Consider the following 15,509-nt stretch of genomic DNA (forward strand, 5'->3'; position numbering starts at 1 on the left):
ACTGCTCAACCCATTCGCTGCGCTAGGAGCGCTGCGGCCGGTTGCCTCCTCCGCCCGTCTCGTACGGGCGGGGCTGAGGGGAGCCGGAAACCCCTGGTTCCAACGGCGTGCGCCCCCGGAGCGGCTACTCCGGGGGCGCTGTTTGGGCCGTTCCTGTCTGAGAGGAGCACGACCCATGGAGCACATCGGCACTGTTCGCGCGGTTGTTACCGCCTTTGAGAGCGACCCCGAGCCGACGGCTGCGGAGCTGGACGCGATCGAGCTGGAGATGCCTGTCATCGCGGCGGAAGTCGAGCTGCTGGACGCGCAGATCACGACGCTTGACCGTCCGGCGTCCGAGCTGGACGAGCGGCGGATCCGGCGGGCCCGCCGCAAGGTCCTGGCGGCCCGCCGGGACCTCGCCAACCGCAACAAGACGAGCGCTGCGGAGGTCGGGGCATGACACCGATCACGCACACCGAACGGGCGCTGTTGCTGCTGGCGCGGCTGCGGGTCGGTCTGGCGATCGCGGGTGTGGCCTGGCTGTTGGGCTACACCCCCTCGATCGGCGGCCGGATCACGGTCGGCGTACTGGTCGTTGGCGTTCTCCTGCTGGACGCGGCGGCCGCCACCGTCCGCGAGCCGGTCACGGTCACCATCGGGCGTCGCCAGCACGGGGGTGCCCGATGAACCGCAAGGGCAAGATCCTCCTCGTTTCGGCGCTGGTCGCGGTGGTCGGCATGGCGTTCCGGGTTTCCTGGAACGCGCTGCACGACGTGGCCAAGGCGGTGGGTGCCGACGCTGACGCGGCGACCCTCTATCCGTTCGTGGTCGACGGCCTGATGGCCCTCGCTTTGGTCGCCACGCTCGTGCTGACCGACAAGAAGGCCAAGGATGGCGCGCTGCGGGTGCTGGCCGGATACACGGTCGCCTCTCTGGTCCTGAACTACGTGCACGGCCTGGTACCGGAGCTGCACGGCCGGTCGGTCGACTGGAGTCGACTGGCCGACTGGGACCCGGCGAACTACGCGCTGGTACTGCTGGCGACGTCGCTGCCGGTCGGGTCGATCTACTTCGGCTCGGACCTGGTGGCGAAGGTGCTGCACCACCAACCCGACACCACCACAGATACTAAGAAATCGACTCAGATCGATGGAAATCGGTCTACCCCTGACCTGGGGGAGTCGACCTCCGAGCCCCCGGCTGCGGTGGCCGAACTCCCTGCCCTTGGGGCAGCCGACTTGGTCACCCCGACCGCTCGTGAGCGCGTCCTGAAGGGTCTTGGGCTGCCGACCGAGCCGATTCCCGCAGCTGCGCACACACCGCGTCGGCCGACTGGTCGGGTACCGCAAGCGGCCCGCACGCCTCGACCGACCCGCACCCCGGACCAACTACTCAGCGAGGCCCGGTCGGTCACGGCCGACTGGACCGACGGGCAGTTGACGGCGGAGGGCATCCGCAAAGCGGTGCGTACGTCGGCGGACAAGGCACGTGGGCTGCGCGACACCCTGCGCAGCGAGCGCGAAGGCGCTCCTCCCACTCGTGGTAGGGCGGCATGACCCCGCTGCGCACGTTCAGCTACGGGGGCGGCTGGCAGTCCAACGCCGCGATGGTCCTGGCCGCACAGGGGCGGCTCGACTTCCGCACGTTCCTGTTCGCCAACGTCGGCTCGGACAGTGAGAATCCTGGAACCCTGCGCTATGTCGAGCGGTACGCGGCGCCCTACGCCGCCGCTCACGGACTCGATCTGATCGAGCTACAGCGCGAGCGTAAAGGCGAGCCGGAGACAATCCGGCAGCGCATCATTACCAGCCAGGGCCGCCGTCAGACCATCCCGGTGTACCTGAGCAACGGAAAGCCCGGCTCTAGGGTCTGCACCCGGGAGTTCAAGATCGAGGTGTGCGGGGCCTGGCTCAAGGCGCACGGTGCCAGCCGCGACAACCGCGCAACGGTCGCTGTGGGCATCAGCGTGGACGAGATGAGCCGCGCCAACCCCACCAAGGCCATGCCGTATGAGCAGCTGGTCTACCCGCTGCTCGAGCTCGGCATACGGCGGGCTGACTGCCCGCGCATCATCCGCTCCGCCGGCCTGCCCGTGCCGCCCAAGAGTTCGTGCGACTTCTGCCCCGTGCGGAAGATCCCCGAATGGCAGGCCATGTACGAGCAAGACCCCGAGCGCTTCGCCCGGGCCTGCGAGGTCGAGGACACCATCAACGCTCACCTCGCGGCCCAGGGAAAGCCCCCGGTCTACCTCACACGCGCAGGTCGCCCGTTGCGAGAGCTGTTCAAGTACGGCACCCAACTGCCCCTGTTCGACAACGACGACGAGGGCTGCGAAAGCGCCTCCTGCTGGACCTGCCCACCGTCTACAGCGCGCCGCCTGACCATCCCAACGCATTGAGGAGATCCAGCGTGACCACCGCCACCGCGACCACGGCCTTTCACTACGTCATGACCGTCCAGACGGCCGAGGGGACGCAGGGCACGTTCAGCGCCACCGTCGTCCTCGACACCAGCCGCCCGGGTGCCACCCGCCACGACGTCTACCAGCAGGTGCGTGCCTACGCGGCTCAGCAGATGGGGGTGGACCGGGTGACGGTCCTGCTCTTCACCATCGCGCCGAACCAGCTCTGACCTCGCACAACAACCCCACCGCTTCGGGGCCCGGACGCCTGCCGGCCAAAGCGCCGTCCGGGCCCCTTCTCTACTCCCAGAACAGGAGCAGTCCCATCGTGACCGAGCACGCTGCACGCTCCAACTCCACCCCCAACGTGGTGGACCTGGACGACTACCGCACCACCGGGCCCCGGATCATCGAGGGCACGGTCCTGGACAAGACCGACCCCTACCCCGACTTCACCTCGTTCGCCGACTTCGACGACGACCCGGCGGCCGACGCGCCCCTGATCCCCGCCTGGATCCGCACCAAGGCAGGCCGTCGCGCCCGCCTGCGCTACGTCCGCCGTCTGTCCGTGCGGGCCGCGCGTCGCAACGCGCGGCGGCAGCTCACCACGCATGGCACCCTGCCCCGGGCGTTCCGGGGGGTGCGGCGTACGCATGAGTGGGTGCGCGGTACGGAAGGCATCCGTGTCACGACAGCGGCCGACCGCGCGCACCACAAGGCCAAGCTCGCGCGCACGGCGGAGCGCCGGGCCCGGTGGACGCTGATGGATCGCGACATCGCCGCGAAGAAGGCCGACAAGGCCAAGGACGAGGCGGACCTTGCGGCGCTGGAGCACGCGAAGCTGAAGAAGGCCTCCCGCCGCGCGACAATGCTGCGCGCTGCTGCCGCCTACGGGCCCATCGCCGCCCTGGAGACCGGCGGCTACGTGCTTGAGCAGGGGCTCGGCATGGCGGTGGCCACCCTGCTCACCGTGTCCGTGGCCGCGTGGCGCGGTCGGCGGTTGAATGAGGATGAGGCGGCGTTCTACGACGACCCGGAGCGCTCGATCCTGGACCCGGGTATGACGCCGCGGGCGTTCGGCCGGATGCTGCGCGACGCTCTCGAAGAGGACCTGGGGGTGAACGTCACCGACCTGCACGTCATCGCCCACGCGTGGGGTTTCGAGGCGAAGGTGCAGCTCAACAAGGCCAAGCCCGCTGATGTCACGGCCAAGCTCGATGACCTCGAAGCCGCCCTGATTGCCCGACCGGGCTCGCTGCTGTTGCAGCAGTCCGCGAAGGCACGCCCGCTGTTCACGCTGCGGGCTCTGGGTGAGAACCCGTGGGAGGGGCAGCAGCCCATCCCCTACCGCGCACCCAAGTCGGTGTCCTGCCACGACAAGGCCGACCTGGGAGTGGAGCTGTCACAGCGCCCGCTGCTGATGAACTTCCTGCGCACCAACGCCGTGTTCGTGGGCGGCCCCGGATCGGGCAAGTCCAACGCCCTGCTCTCCGTTGCGGAGTACCTGACCGCGTGCCGGGACGCGGTGGTGTGGGACATCGACCTCGGCTCCGCCGGGGCCGGACTCGACCCCATCAGCGACGGCATCGCACGGCGGGCGACGAACAAGGCTGCTGCCAAGCAGATACTTGAGGACGCGCTCGCGATCTCCATCACCCGCCCCAAGCTGTTCAAGTCCCTGGGCATGGGCCGGAACTGGGAGCCCACGGAGTCGCATCCGGCGATCTATCTCATCATCGACGAGTACCCGGCTCTGGTCGCGGCGGGTCTGTGGCCGCTGGTCGCGGAGATCATCAGGACCGGGCGTAAGAGCGCGGTGAACCTGGTTATGGCTGCGCAGGGCGCGACCAAGTCGTTCCTCGGTTCGGCTGACCCGGGCGCGGTGCAGAACCGGGTGGCGCTGCCGTGCCGTCCGCAGGACGTGACGCAGCTCTTCGACGGCGGCGCGATCGGCGAGGGATGGGCGGCGCACAAGCTGCGACCGGCGGAGGGCAAGACCCTCAACGACGTGTCCGTGGCCTACGTACGCGGCGGCGACCACATCGAGCCCGTGCCCAAGCGGTTCAACTACCTCGATGACGACAGCTTCGAGGCCAGGGGAGCCGAACGGAAGGCGGCCGGTCTGGTCGCGGTCGACAGCGACTCGCTGACCATCGCCGCCGTGGACCTGGACGCCGAACTGCCCGCAGGGGCCGACGCGTTCGAAAAGCGCATCCACGTGGTCGAGGACCTCGAGGACGCCGAGAGCGCCGTGGAGATCCCGCCACTGCTGGCTGGAGCGATCGAGGTGTTGCAGGACAGCGGAGAGACCGCGATGACCCCCGGCGACCTGCTCGCCGCGCTCAAGTCCCGCGACGCGGCCACGTTCGGAGACCTCAACCCGGTCACGCTGGGACGCACGCTGTCCCGTCTCGACGCGGGTGCCCGCAAGTGGGGTGAGGCCCGGGGCGTCTACCTCTCCGACCTCCTCACCGCCGCTGCCATCTACCGGCGCGAGAGCGCACAGAGCGCCTGAACTATCCGTCCGCGCATCCGTCCGGGCGGACACATCATCCGTCCGGCCCGGACGGATGCCAGGACGGATCGGAAACCGGTCCTGAGCTGCACGGATGATCGCGTGGACGGATCGGACGGATACACCGCCACACCCCCTCACAGCCCCGAACACCCCCTCTGCGGGCCCCTCGCCCATGCGTCGGCGCGAGGGGCCCGCCTCACAGAAGGAGGCACCGCCATGGCCCACCACGACCCGCCCGGGAGGTTAGCCCCGCACATACCCGCCGACGTCTACCGGCAGGCCGAACGCGAGGGACGGCCGATCATCATCGTCCACACCACCGCCCCGGCTCCCCGGCCCGCGCGCACCTACCTGGTCCCGCTCGGCATCGGACTGGCTGCCGCGATCGGGGTTGCGGGCACGGTCGCCGCGGTCCTCGCGCTCTTCGAGTTCGCCATCCACACCGCGACCCTCATCGGCGGAGCCGCAGGGCCCATCGGCATCGGCGGACTCACGTTCAAGCTCACCCGCCCCAAGCAATGACGCCCGGGGCGGCCCCCTCTCACGCCAATGACATGGGGCCGCCCCGGCATCCAGCAATCACAAGAGAACTGGAGACCTCCAGCATGACCCAACCCACCGACATCAGGCGAGCGGGCGGCCCGCGGCCGTTACTGCTCGATGTCTTCTCGTGCTCAGGCGGTGCCAGCATGGGCTACCACCGTGCCGGATTCCACGTGGACGGCATCGACCTCGCCCACCGGCCCAAATACCCCTTCCCCTACCACCAGGGCGACGCCCTCGACCGCCTCGCGCACCTCATCACCACGGGCGAGATCCATAGGTACACCCTCTTGCACGCCTCCCCGCCGTGCCAGGACAAGTGCGCGCTCACGGTTGGCACGAACAGCTCACGCGGTTGGGGCGGCACGCATGAGGACCTCGTGGCCCCCACCCGTGAGCTGCTCGACCGCACGGGTCTGCCGTACGTGATCGAGCAGCCCAACGGCCGCGCGAAGATCCGCAAAGACCTGACCCTGTGCGGCGAGATGTTCGGCTTCGGGGTGCTGCGGCACCGTAACTTCGAGTTGGGCGGCTGGACGGTCGCGCGGCCGGCCCATCCGAAGCATCGCGGGTACGTGCGCGGCTACCGGCACGGCGTCTACCGGGACGGCCCCTGCGTCGCCCCGTACGGATCGGGCGGGGGCAAGGCCACCGTGCCCGAAATGCAGCAAGCCATGGGCATCACCTGGACCGATGTTCGCGAGGAACTCACCGAAGCCATCCCGCCCGCCTACAGCGAGTGGATCGGCCGCGCCTTCCTGTCCTCCCGTACGCGGGAGGTGGCCGCGTGAGCGACCATCTGCGAACCGCCTTGGAGTTGGCAGCAACGGGCGTGCCGGTGCTGCCGCTGCGGGAAGGGAAGGTGCCGTTCGGGAACTGTCGTGCCTGCTCCGCCAGCAGGTGTGGCGGGCGTCCCCAGATGAAGAGCGCGGGAAAGTGCCGCTGTCCCGAGGTCTGCCACGGCTGGGCAGCCGCCACCGCCGACATTGCCGTGCTCACCTCGCCTGCATGGGCTGTGGCCTGGCGGGAGGCTCAGGCGGTCGCCTACCACCCGGCAGGGGCCCGGCTGACCGTCGTGGACCTGGACAACGCACAAGCCGTTACATGGGCGCGTAAGAGCCTGCCGCCCACCAGGACCGTGCCCACAACACGTGGGGAGCACTGGATCTACCTGGGCGTCACACGGTCGGCCAACTCGGTTCGGCCCGGCGTGGACATCAAGTCGCGCATGGCCTACGCCCGTTGGCTCGGGCCTGGGACCGGCACCATGGCGGAACTGCCGTCTGCCGTTCTGGCCCTGGTCGCAGGGGAAGAGACCACCCTCGCCCCGGGGCGGGTGGTCTCTTCGGTCCCCGAGCGCGCCAAGTGGGACGCGGCCGTGGCCACCGGATGTCGGCACACCGTGCGGTACGTGCGCACCGGCCTGGAGCGGGGTGTGGCCATGGTGCGAGCCCGCACCGAATCGGGCGCCGGATCGCAGGCGTTCGGGGTGGCCCAGTTCCTGGGCCGTCTGCACGCACAGTGCCCCGGACCCTGCGGCCTGGAGGCCATGGGGCGGCAGATCATCGTTGCGGCCGTCTCCGTCGGCGTACCCGAGGCCTACGCGGAACGCGCCGTCGCCAACGGACTCAACACCGGCGCGGGGAGGGCCGCATGACTCTCCCACGCGTCCCGCAGGACGCCACACCGGCCGTACCCCGGCCGGACGTGGGCGGCTCGAAAGTCGCCGCCCGAAGGGCGTCCGCATCTGCCTTTCGCACTGACCCGCCGGCCGACGACGGGCGTCGGCCCGTGGCGTGGCTGCGCATCGTTGCCGCGCCCTCCTATCAGGTCACCCCGTCCGCACGGTCCTGGTGCTCCTGCGGCCGGGACCTGAGCGCGATCGGCAGGGCCGCCGTACAGCGCCTGGTCCTGGACCACAACGACCACCGCGACACCTGCCCCCTGCTCAACCCCGACATCCTGGAAAGGAGGAACGCAGCATGAGCGCACAGGAGTTCAGCTCCGATCTGTGGGAGGGGTTCGACCACCTCGACCTCGAACAGATCACCGGCCCGGCCTGGGACGAGCCGATCCCCCTACGGGCCCGCCCACCTCTGCCCGCCTTCCCCGTCGATACCCTCCCCACCTGGCTGCGGGACATGGTGCACGGCGTCACGGAGGAGACCCAGACCCCTATCGACCTTGCCGGATGCCTGGCCCTCGCGGTCATCGCGACGGCTGCGGGCGGCAGGGTGAAGGTGTGCGTGCGCGGGCACTGGCGCGAGCCGGTCAACCTCTACACCGCCGTGGCCCTGGACCCCGGCAACCGCAAGAGCGCCGTCTTCGACCTGATGGTCCGCCCCCTGCTCGCTGCGGAAAAGGCCCTCATCGAGCTGTCCGGGCCGATGCGGGCCGAGGCCGAGACACTCGCCCACCTGGCCAAGGACGCAGCCGAGAAAGCCGCGCAGAAAGCCGCAGCCGCCGAAGCGGACAAGCGCGACGCGCTCACGGCCGAAGCCATTGAACTGGCCCAGGCCGCAAGCGAACTGAGTACTCCGGTCGTGCCGCAACTCGTCGCGGACGACGCGACCCCCGAGACGATCGGCACGCTGCTCGCCCAGCAGGGCGGGCGGATCTCCTGCCTGAGCGCGGAAGGAGAGCTGTTCGACATCATCGCCGGCCGCTACAGCGGCAAGCCCAACATGGGCATGTTCCTCAAGGGCCACGCCGGCGACATGCTCCGCGTCAACCGCCAGGGCCGCGAAGCCGAACACATCGACTCACCCGCCGTCACCATCGGCCTGGCCATCCAGCCGGAAGTTCTGGACGCGCTCTCCCGCATCGACGGGGCCGACGGACGTGGACTGCTGGCCCGCTTCCTGTATTCCAAGCCGCTCTCCCTGGTCGGCAGCCGCAACCTGTCCCCGGATCTGCTGGACGAGCAGGTGGCCGCCACCTACGCCAAGCACCTCGGCGGCCTCACGCTGGCGCTGGCCGACTGGACCGACCCCGCGCTGTTGCCGCTCACGCCCGAGGCGGATGCGGTCCTGCTCGCCTTCCAGAGGGTCACCGAAGCACGCCTGGGACCGGATGGGAGCTTCGCACCGATCGTGAAGTGGGCATCCAAGCGGGACGGAGCCGTGGCCCGCATCGCGGGACTGCTGCACCTGGCCGCCCATCCTGAGGACGGATGGCACCAGCCCATCGAAGCGGCCACCATGGCCGCCGCGACCGAGTTGGGCGTCTACTTCACCGCGCATGCCCTGGACGTGTTCGACACCATGAGCGCCGATCCCGCCCACGACGCCGCCCTGACCGTCCTCACCCACCTCCAGACCGCCACTCCGTCCCGGTTCACCAAGCGGGAACTGTTCCGAGGGCTGCGGAGGGCGGACTTCCCCGCCATCGGTGACCTCGATCCCGCCCTGACCCTGCTCGAAGCCCACGGCTGGGTGCGCCAGCAGCCCCCGCCCCCGCGCACCGGACGCGGCGGCCGGCCGCCCTCGCCCCGCTACGAAACCCACCCCCGCATCGGCCGGGGCCTCTGACACAACCCCCACACCGCTGACAGAACTGACAGAACTCTCCGACTGTGGCGCTGACCTGCACAAATAAGCGTGACCGCGGTTTTGACAGAACCTAGTTAAAACTCGACAGAACCCCCTGCCCGTCGGCCGAGGGGCCTGTGACAGAACCCCCGCCCAGGAGGTTCTGTCAGGTTTTAATTCAGTTCTGTCAAAGATCCAGAACCCCGCGAAACCACAGGTCAGCGGCACAGCGGCGAGGTTCTGTCAGTTCTGTCAGCGATTCCCCGGCTCCCGCACCACCAGCGGCCCCGAAGGAGAACCGCATGGCGGCAACATCACCCACCACCACGCTCAGGTCCGGCCTACCTGACTGCTACCTCACACCCGAAGACCTCGTGGTCATCTTCAAGCTGGAGAGCGTCGAGACCCTCTACACCTGGCGCAAGAAGCGCGTCGGCCCGCCCGGATTCCGCGTCGGCAGGCACATCCGCTACGACCCCGCCGACGTGCGCGCCTACGTCACCCAACGCAAGACGGCCGAGGACGCATAAGCCAGACCAACCACAGCAGGGGCACGACCCACACGGGTCGTGCCCCTGACCCGTTCCCACCCCAAGGAGCCCACGTGGCCGGCCACATCCAAGACCGCTGGTACAAGACCGAAACCGACGCCAACGGCAAGACCACCCGCGTCAAGACCGACCGTCACGGCACCGGCATGCGCTACCGCGCCCGCTACGTCGGCCCCGACGGCACCGAGAAGAGCAAGTCATTCCCCGACCGACAGAAACGCCTTGCTGAGCTGTGGCTCGCACAGATCGAAGCCGACATGGCGCGCGGTCAGTACATCGACCCGAAGGCGAGCCGCATCACGTTCCAGCAGTACGCCGAGAAGTGGCTCAGTGCACAGACATCGGACATCGGAACACGCCACGCTGTGGAGATGCGGCTCCGGTTGCACGCCTTCCCGTACATCGGGACGCGCCCACTTGGGTCCTTCCAGCCCGGACACGTTCGGAGCTGGGTCCGTCAGCTTGAAGACACGGTGCCGGCCGCCTCGTACCGGCGCGCCATCTTCGGGAATGTCTCCGCTGTGCTCACTGCGGCCGTAGACGACGGACTCCTGCCGAAGAATCCGTGCCGAGCCGAGTCCGTTAAGGCCCCCAAGCCCTCGCCAACCCGGGTGAAGCCATGGCCTGCTGAGTGGGTGTTCGGGGTGCGCGCAGGTCTCCCCAGCCGGTACCGGGCCACGGCCGATCTCGGAGGCGGCTGCGGACTGCGGCAAGGGGAGATCTTCGGACTTCCCACCGACGAAGTCGACTTCCTCGGTGGCTGGCTGCACGTGGCCTATCAGGTGAAGCTCGTAAGGGGGCGGCCGGTCTTCGCACCCCCCAAGGGTGGAAAGGAGCGGGACGTCCCGCTCTCCGGGGCGGTAGGCGAAGCTCTGGTGACCCACATGACGACGTATCCGCCTGTGGAGATCACCCTCCCGTGGCGCGAGCCCGACGGACCGCCCGTGACCAAGACGCTGTTCTTCACGAACAGCGAGGGGCAAGCCATTCGGCGGAACGCCTTCAACCTCCGAGCCTGGAAACCCGCTCTGGCAACCGCTGGAGTCATCCCCACCCCGGCGGCAGGCGAGAAGTACGAGAAGGCCCCAGAGCACGGCATGCACGCACTGAGGCACTTCTACGCGTCCGTTCTGCTGGACGCCGGGGAGAACATCAAGGCTCTGAGCCAGTACCTCGGACACAGCGACCCGGGGTTCACCCTGAGGACGTATACGCACCTGATGCCCAGCAGCGAGGGACGCACCCGGAAGGCCGTGGACAGCGTCTATCGGCCCGGGACTCCTATCTCTCTCTGACCCAAGGGCAAAGTAGCGGTGTCCCCACCCACTGGTCCGCTCGACATGTGCGCGTCGCGCCCCTGCCACACGCTGTAGGCATGACCAACGATGCTCAACAGGGGTTCCACCCCGCCCCCGTCGTCGTCCTTGGCGTCGTGCCGGGCGACCCGCCGTACCGGGTGGTGCAGATCAACGGGGAGGTGGCCGGGCCTGCCTACGACATGCTGGATGTGATCAGGCTGACGCACCAGGCGGGGCTGACCCATCTCGACCTCGACGATCCCGCGGTCGTGAGATGGGTCGGCGGAGGCAAGTACAAGTGGGTCCCCTGAGCGGGTGGGTTTCTGGCGTATCTGGGTCTGCCCCCGATAGCGCCCGCTTTCGCAACACGGACCCGGACCCTCGGACAGGGGACAAGTAACCGGCGAGTCGGTCCGTCGGAGTCCACCGTTATGGGATGCCGGGCCACTGACCAGTGGGGACAGCGCTACTTTGCCCCTGGGGGTCAGAGATAGGAGACCCGAGCCCTGAGACCCATGGGTTGACGCGAACCGAAAGGTGTTCAGCGGGAACCTGTGGGTCGGATCCGTCGGTTCCCAAGCCCGTGCCCATGGGTTCGGTGTGAACCGTCCGGACGCCGTATGAGTTTCGTCATCCCTCCCGCAGGCCCTGGCCACGACCTTGCGCCCTCTCGCCTTCCGGCATGGCTCACCCTCCGGCACCAACGGAAGGGTGATGATCAGGGAGTGGCGAGGATCGGAGGGCGCGGGTACCGGCGCTGGCGGGTGTGGCTCGGCGGGGTGGGCGGGCTGCTGGTGGCGGCGAGCATGCTGTTCGCGGGGGTGCAGTTGACCCGCGAAGATCTGGACGCGGTCGGCACCTCGACCCTGCTCGGGCTGCCACTCGGGGTGGCGGCCCTGGTGGTCGCGGTGGTGGTGGGGCTGCGGCGGCCTCCTCAAGGTGACCTGGCGCAGCTGGCGTGCGGCTGGGCATCGAGCTTGGCCGAGCAGGTGAAGGAGGACGGGCAGCGGCAGTGGCGGCAGTTGATCGGGAACGACACCCAGAGGATCAATCTCACCTTCACCCTCCGCCCTGACCCGGGACGGGTCGCGGTGGCTCCTGCTGGCGCGGGGCGCTTGTTCGAGGGGACCCCGACCATTCCAGAGGTGGCCGCGTACTACCGGCAGACGCGCCCGCGCCGCCTGGTGGTCACTGGCGAGCCGGGGGCGGGCAAAACCGTGCTCGCCCTGGAGCTCATGCTGGCCCTCCTCGAGGAGCGGGAGGAGGGGGATCCGGTTCCTGTGCGCCTGTCGCTGGCCGAGTGGGACACCACCATCGCCCTGCCCGAGCGGCTGGCCCGCCACCTGGTGGACGTCTACGACTGGCGGGCCGAGATGGCCGATGAACTCGTCCGCCAGCGCCGCGTGCTGCCGGTGCTGGACGGCCTGGACGAGATGGACCCCACTGCGCCCGATGGCACCCCGTCTCCCGACGCATCGCGTGCCCGGGCCGCCGTGGATGCGCTCAACGCGTACCAAGACGGCCGCGCGGCGGGCCCGGTGATCCTGACCTGCCGCACTCGCCACTACGAAGCCCTGGGCAGCCGGGTGCGGCTGCTCGACGCCGCGCACATCGACATCGACGACGTCACGGCCCTTACCGCCCGCACCTACCTACTGCAGCGCGCCAGCGATCCCGCGCGCTGGCAGCCGGTGCTGGATGTCCTGGAGGGGGAACCGAACGGCACGCTCGCCACAACATTGTCCACGCCGTGGCGGCTGAGCCTGGCCGCCACTGTTTACGCCCAGGACTGCGACCCCTCTGACTTGCTCCGCCACACCAACCCAGCCGATCTCGACGCACGCCTGCTGGCCCGCTTCATCCCTGCCGCCACCGCCCTCCATCCGCACCCCCGCCACTCCTACGCCGCGCTCGAGGTGCACCGCTGGCTCGCTCAGCTCGCCGCGCACCTGAACACCCCGTCCCCCAGCCAGGACGCACCAGCAGGGGCAGGCCCCGGTCCTCGCACCGACCTGGTCTTGCACCAGTTGTGGCCAGTGGCCGGCCCCCGCAGGGTACGCACCATTGACGCCGTGCTGACCACGCTCACGGTCCTGCTGCCGCTTCTCTTCGTACTGGCCAGTGCCCGGCAGGTCAGTTCTGTCCTCATCGTCGCAGTGCTGGCCGTTCTAGCCGGCCGCTCGGCGGCACGGGCTCGGGTGGGTCCGCCGGCGCACGCGGACTGGGGACGCTTGCACACCCGAGCGGGGCGCCGCGACCTGGCGGTCAGGCTCGGGATCTGCCTCGCGGCGGGGCTCGCGGCGGGGCTCGCGGGCGGGCTCGGGATCATGCTTTTCGGGGGCTGGTTCGAGTTCCCGATCTGGCTCGCGATCTGGCTCGCGGCGGGGCTCGTGGTCGGGCTCGGGGCCGGGCTTACCAAAGCCGTCACGCGCGAGCCATCAACAAGTGCAAGGCCCCGTGACATCATCCGTGGTGATCTTCTACAGGGACTGGTAGTCGGGCTCGCGGCCGGGCTCCCGGTCGGACTCGTGGCTTGGTTCGTGTTCGGACATCCCATGTTCGGGGTCCTAGAGGGCGGGCTGATCGCGTGGGAACTCGCGTTCGTGCTCGCGTTCGGGCTCCTGGCAGGCACCACATCGGGACGCCGGTACCTGGTCTTCGTGCTGTGCTCCAGGGGAAAGCTGCCACAACGGCTCGGAGTCTTCCTGGATTGGGCCTGCGCCGCTGGGCTGCTGCGCCTCGCAGGTGCCGCCTACCAGTTCCGGCACCGTGAACTGCAGGAATGGCTGGCGCGTCATCCCGATCCCCCAGCGGTATAGCCCGACCGCACGGGCGGGAAACCGACCTCCACGGCCGCCAGTGCCGACCCGATCCTCCTCACCTTCAGCCCGACTGCGGATCAGTCGGACAGAGTGAGAACGCTTCAAGAATCCCGAAGTTCCGTCAGCTGGAGGTCATGTACCTGGAAGAGGAAGGACTCCCTGGCCACAGGGGCAGACTCTCAGCGGGGCTCAGGAGAACTCACGTGATGTCGCACAATCGGACGACCACCGAGGCGAACGACGGCCCCGACACGGCCCGGCGGCATGACCGAGCCCCCTACCGGTGGGAAATCCACTGGTAGGGGGCTTTTTCATGGTCGGATGCCGTCAGATCATGCCGGACTGTCGCCGCCGTCGCGCGACGCCCCCGCAAGTTCGGCCATGCGCCGGTGCTCCGCGGCCTTCTCCTCGTAGATCGCGGCCATCCGCAGGTGGTACTCGGGTTTGTCCTGCTCGTAGATGTCGGGGATGCCGTCCTGGTCGTCGTCGCGCTCCTCCTCCTCGGTGAGCGCGCGGTACTTGCGGTCACGCAGCTTGAGCAGGATTCCGGCAAGTACGGCGGCGATCAGCGAGCCCATCAGGACCGCGGCCTTGACCTCGTCGGTCAGCACCGGGTCGCCGGAGAAGGCCAGTTCGCCGATGAGCAGTGAGACGGTGAAGCCGATGCCGGCGAGCGAGGCGACGGCGAAGACGTCCGGCCAGGCCAGATCGTCATTGAGCTCGGCGCGGGTGAAGCGCGCCGCGAGCCAGGTGCCGCCGAAGACCCCGACGGTCTTGCCGACCACCAGACCGAGGACGACACCGAGGGTCTCGGGCTTGGAGAAGACGTCGGTGAGAGAGTTGCCGGAGACCGAGACACCCGCGGAGAAGAGCGCGAACAGCGGTACGGCGAGTCCCGCCGACAGCGGCCGTACAAGGTGCTCGATGTGCTCCCCCGGGGACTGCTCCTCGCCCTTGCGCTTGGTGCAGCGCAGCATCAGGCCCATCGCGACACCGGCGATGGTGGCGTGCACGCCGCTGTTGTACATCAGCCCCCAGATGACCAGGGCGAGCGGCACGTACACGTACCAGCCGCGGACGCTCTTGCGCAGCAGCAGCCAGAAGACGCCGAGGCCGATCACGGCCCCGCCCAGCGCCGCGAAGTTCAGGTCGCTGGTGAAGAAGACCGCGATGATCAGGATCGCGAACAGGTCGTCGACGACGGCGAGGGTCAGCAGGAACGCCCGCAGCGCGGACGGCAGCGAGGTGCCGATGACGGCGAGGACGGCGAGGGCGAAGGCGATGTCGGTGGCGGTCGGGACGGCCCAGCCGGCGGCGGATCCGCCGCCGGTGGTGGCGACCAGGACGTAGACGAGCGCGGGCACCGCCATGCCGCAGATCGCTGCGATCACGGGGAGGGCGGCGGCCTTGGGGTCGCGCAATTCGCCGGCCACCAGCTCACGCTTGAGCTCGATGCCGGCGACGAAGAAGAAGACGGCGAGCAGGCCGTCGGCGGCCCAGTGCTGGATCGAGAGGTCCAGGCCGAGGGCGGAGGGGCCTATGTGGAAGTCGCGTACGGATTCGTAGCTGTCGCCCAGCGGGGTGTTCGCCCAGATCAGAGCGGCGATCGCGGCGGCGAGGAGGAGTACGCCGCCGACTGTCTCGGCACGCAACGCGTCCGCCACGAACGTCCGCTCGGGTAGGGACAGACGCCCGAGAAACTTACGGTCGGTGGGGGGCGGCGCGGCCACGTCGGGGGACCTCCGGTCGGGTAGGCAGGACAGAGCACATGCCGACCAGACTTCCCGGCGCACCTAGGTTCTCTTGTCGCGTCGTTGACGCATTCATTAGCTTACCCAAGCGTGCAAGGGCGTATCCGGTGAGT

At 69.1% G+C, this 15,509-nt stretch carries 16 protein-coding genes; 15 read left to right on the top strand and 1 reads right to left on the bottom strand.

All coding sequences use genetic code 11. The features are described from left to right. Nucleotides 1-175: 175 nt before the first annotated feature. The 15 genes from ACZ3H8_RS20365 to ACZ3H8_RS20435 all read left to right on the top strand — a co-directional run bounded on the left by ACZ3H8_RS20365 (nt 176) and on the right by ACZ3H8_RS20435 (nt 13,642). Nucleotides 176-442 (top strand): DUF6284 family protein, encoded by a 267-nt coding sequence (locus ACZ3H8_RS20365; protein ID WP_467403708.1) that lies wholly within the window; start codon nt 176-178, stop codon nt 440-442. Next, the gene (locus ACZ3H8_RS20370; RefSeq protein WP_467403709.1) at nt 439-669 is read left to right on the top strand and encodes a hypothetical protein; all 231 of its coding nucleotides are present in this window, start codon (nt 439-441) and stop codon (nt 667-669) included. Before ACZ3H8_RS20365 ends, ACZ3H8_RS20370 begins: the two co-directional genes overlap by 4 nt. Next, nucleotides 666-1,538 (top strand): DUF2637 domain-containing protein, encoded by an 873-nt coding sequence (locus tag ACZ3H8_RS20375; protein WP_467403712.1) that lies wholly within the window; start codon nt 666-668, stop codon nt 1,536-1,538. The genes ACZ3H8_RS20370 and ACZ3H8_RS20375 overlap by 4 nt, the downstream gene beginning before the upstream one ends. After that, a complete protein-coding gene (locus tag ACZ3H8_RS20380) occupies nt 1,535-2,380 on the top strand; it encodes a phosphoadenosine phosphosulfate reductase (RefSeq protein WP_467403713.1) in 846 nt (281 codons plus the stop codon). The genes ACZ3H8_RS20375 and ACZ3H8_RS20380 overlap by 4 nt, the downstream gene beginning before the upstream one ends. Nucleotides 2,381-2,391: 11 nt before the next feature. Then, nucleotides 2,392-2,613, top strand: a complete 222-nt coding sequence (locus ACZ3H8_RS20385; RefSeq protein WP_467403714.1) for a hypothetical protein — start codon at nt 2,392-2,394, stop codon at nt 2,611-2,613. 98 nt (nt 2,614-2,711) lie between these two features. Further along, nucleotides 2,712-4,898: a hypothetical protein gene (locus ACZ3H8_RS20390; protein WP_467403716.1), complete on the top strand. Its 2,187-nt coding sequence runs from the start codon at nt 2,712-2,714 to the stop codon at nt 4,896-4,898. Between the two features lie 219 nt (nt 4,899-5,117). After that, a complete protein-coding gene (locus ACZ3H8_RS20395) occupies nt 5,118-5,423 on the top strand; it encodes a hypothetical protein (protein ID WP_467403718.1) in 306 nt (101 codons plus the stop codon). 83 nt (nt 5,424-5,506) lie between these two features. Next, nucleotides 5,507-6,235: a DNA methylase gene (locus tag ACZ3H8_RS20400; RefSeq protein WP_467403719.1), complete on the top strand. Its 729-nt coding sequence runs from the start codon at nt 5,507-5,509 to the stop codon at nt 6,233-6,235. Then, a complete protein-coding gene (locus ACZ3H8_RS20405) occupies nt 6,232-7,101 on the top strand; it encodes a bifunctional DNA primase/polymerase (RefSeq protein ID WP_467403721.1) in 870 nt (289 codons plus the stop codon). The genes ACZ3H8_RS20400 and ACZ3H8_RS20405 overlap by 4 nt, the downstream gene beginning before the upstream one ends. After that, nucleotides 7,098-7,430, top strand: coding sequence for a hypothetical protein (locus ACZ3H8_RS20410; RefSeq protein WP_467403724.1), 333 nt, complete (start codon nt 7,098-7,100; stop codon nt 7,428-7,430). Before ACZ3H8_RS20405 ends, ACZ3H8_RS20410 begins: the two co-directional genes overlap by 4 nt. Continuing rightward, complete coding sequence (locus ACZ3H8_RS20415; protein ID WP_467403726.1) at nt 7,427-8,974, top strand: YfjI family protein; 1,548 nt, start codon at nt 7,427-7,429, stop codon at nt 8,972-8,974. Before ACZ3H8_RS20410 ends, ACZ3H8_RS20415 begins: the two co-directional genes overlap by 4 nt. A gap of 302 nt (nt 8,975-9,276) precedes the next feature. Further along, the gene (locus ACZ3H8_RS20420; protein WP_467403728.1) at nt 9,277-9,504 is read left to right on the top strand and encodes a helix-turn-helix domain-containing protein; all 228 of its coding nucleotides are present in this window, start codon (nt 9,277-9,279) and stop codon (nt 9,502-9,504) included. Between the two features lie 74 nt (nt 9,505-9,578). After that, nucleotides 9,579-10,820 carry a site-specific integrase gene (locus ACZ3H8_RS20425; protein WP_467403730.1) on the top strand — a complete coding sequence of 414 codons (1,242 nt, stop codon included), beginning with the start codon at nt 9,579-9,581 and terminating at the stop codon, nt 10,818-10,820. A gap of 80 nt (nt 10,821-10,900) precedes the next feature. After that, complete coding sequence (locus ACZ3H8_RS20430; protein WP_467403731.1) at nt 10,901-11,134, top strand: hypothetical protein; 234 nt, start codon at nt 10,901-10,903, stop codon at nt 11,132-11,134. A 414-nt stretch (nt 11,135-11,548) separates the two neighbouring features. Continuing rightward, nucleotides 11,549-13,642 carry an NACHT domain-containing protein gene (locus ACZ3H8_RS20435; protein ID WP_467403733.1) on the top strand — a complete coding sequence of 698 codons (2,094 nt, stop codon included), beginning with the start codon at nt 11,549-11,551 and terminating at the stop codon, nt 13,640-13,642. Between the two features lie 335 nt (nt 13,643-13,977). Here ACZ3H8_RS20435 and nhaA read toward each other — a convergent pair whose 3' ends face one another. Beyond that, complete coding sequence (gene nhaA / locus ACZ3H8_RS20440; protein WP_467403735.1) at nt 13,978-15,375, bottom strand: Na+/H+ antiporter NhaA; 1,398 nt, start codon at nt 15,373-15,375, stop codon at nt 13,978-13,980. Between the last annotated feature and the right edge of the window lie 134 nt (nt 15,376-15,509).

The organism is Streptomyces sp. NPDC002868 (assembly GCF_055563295.1).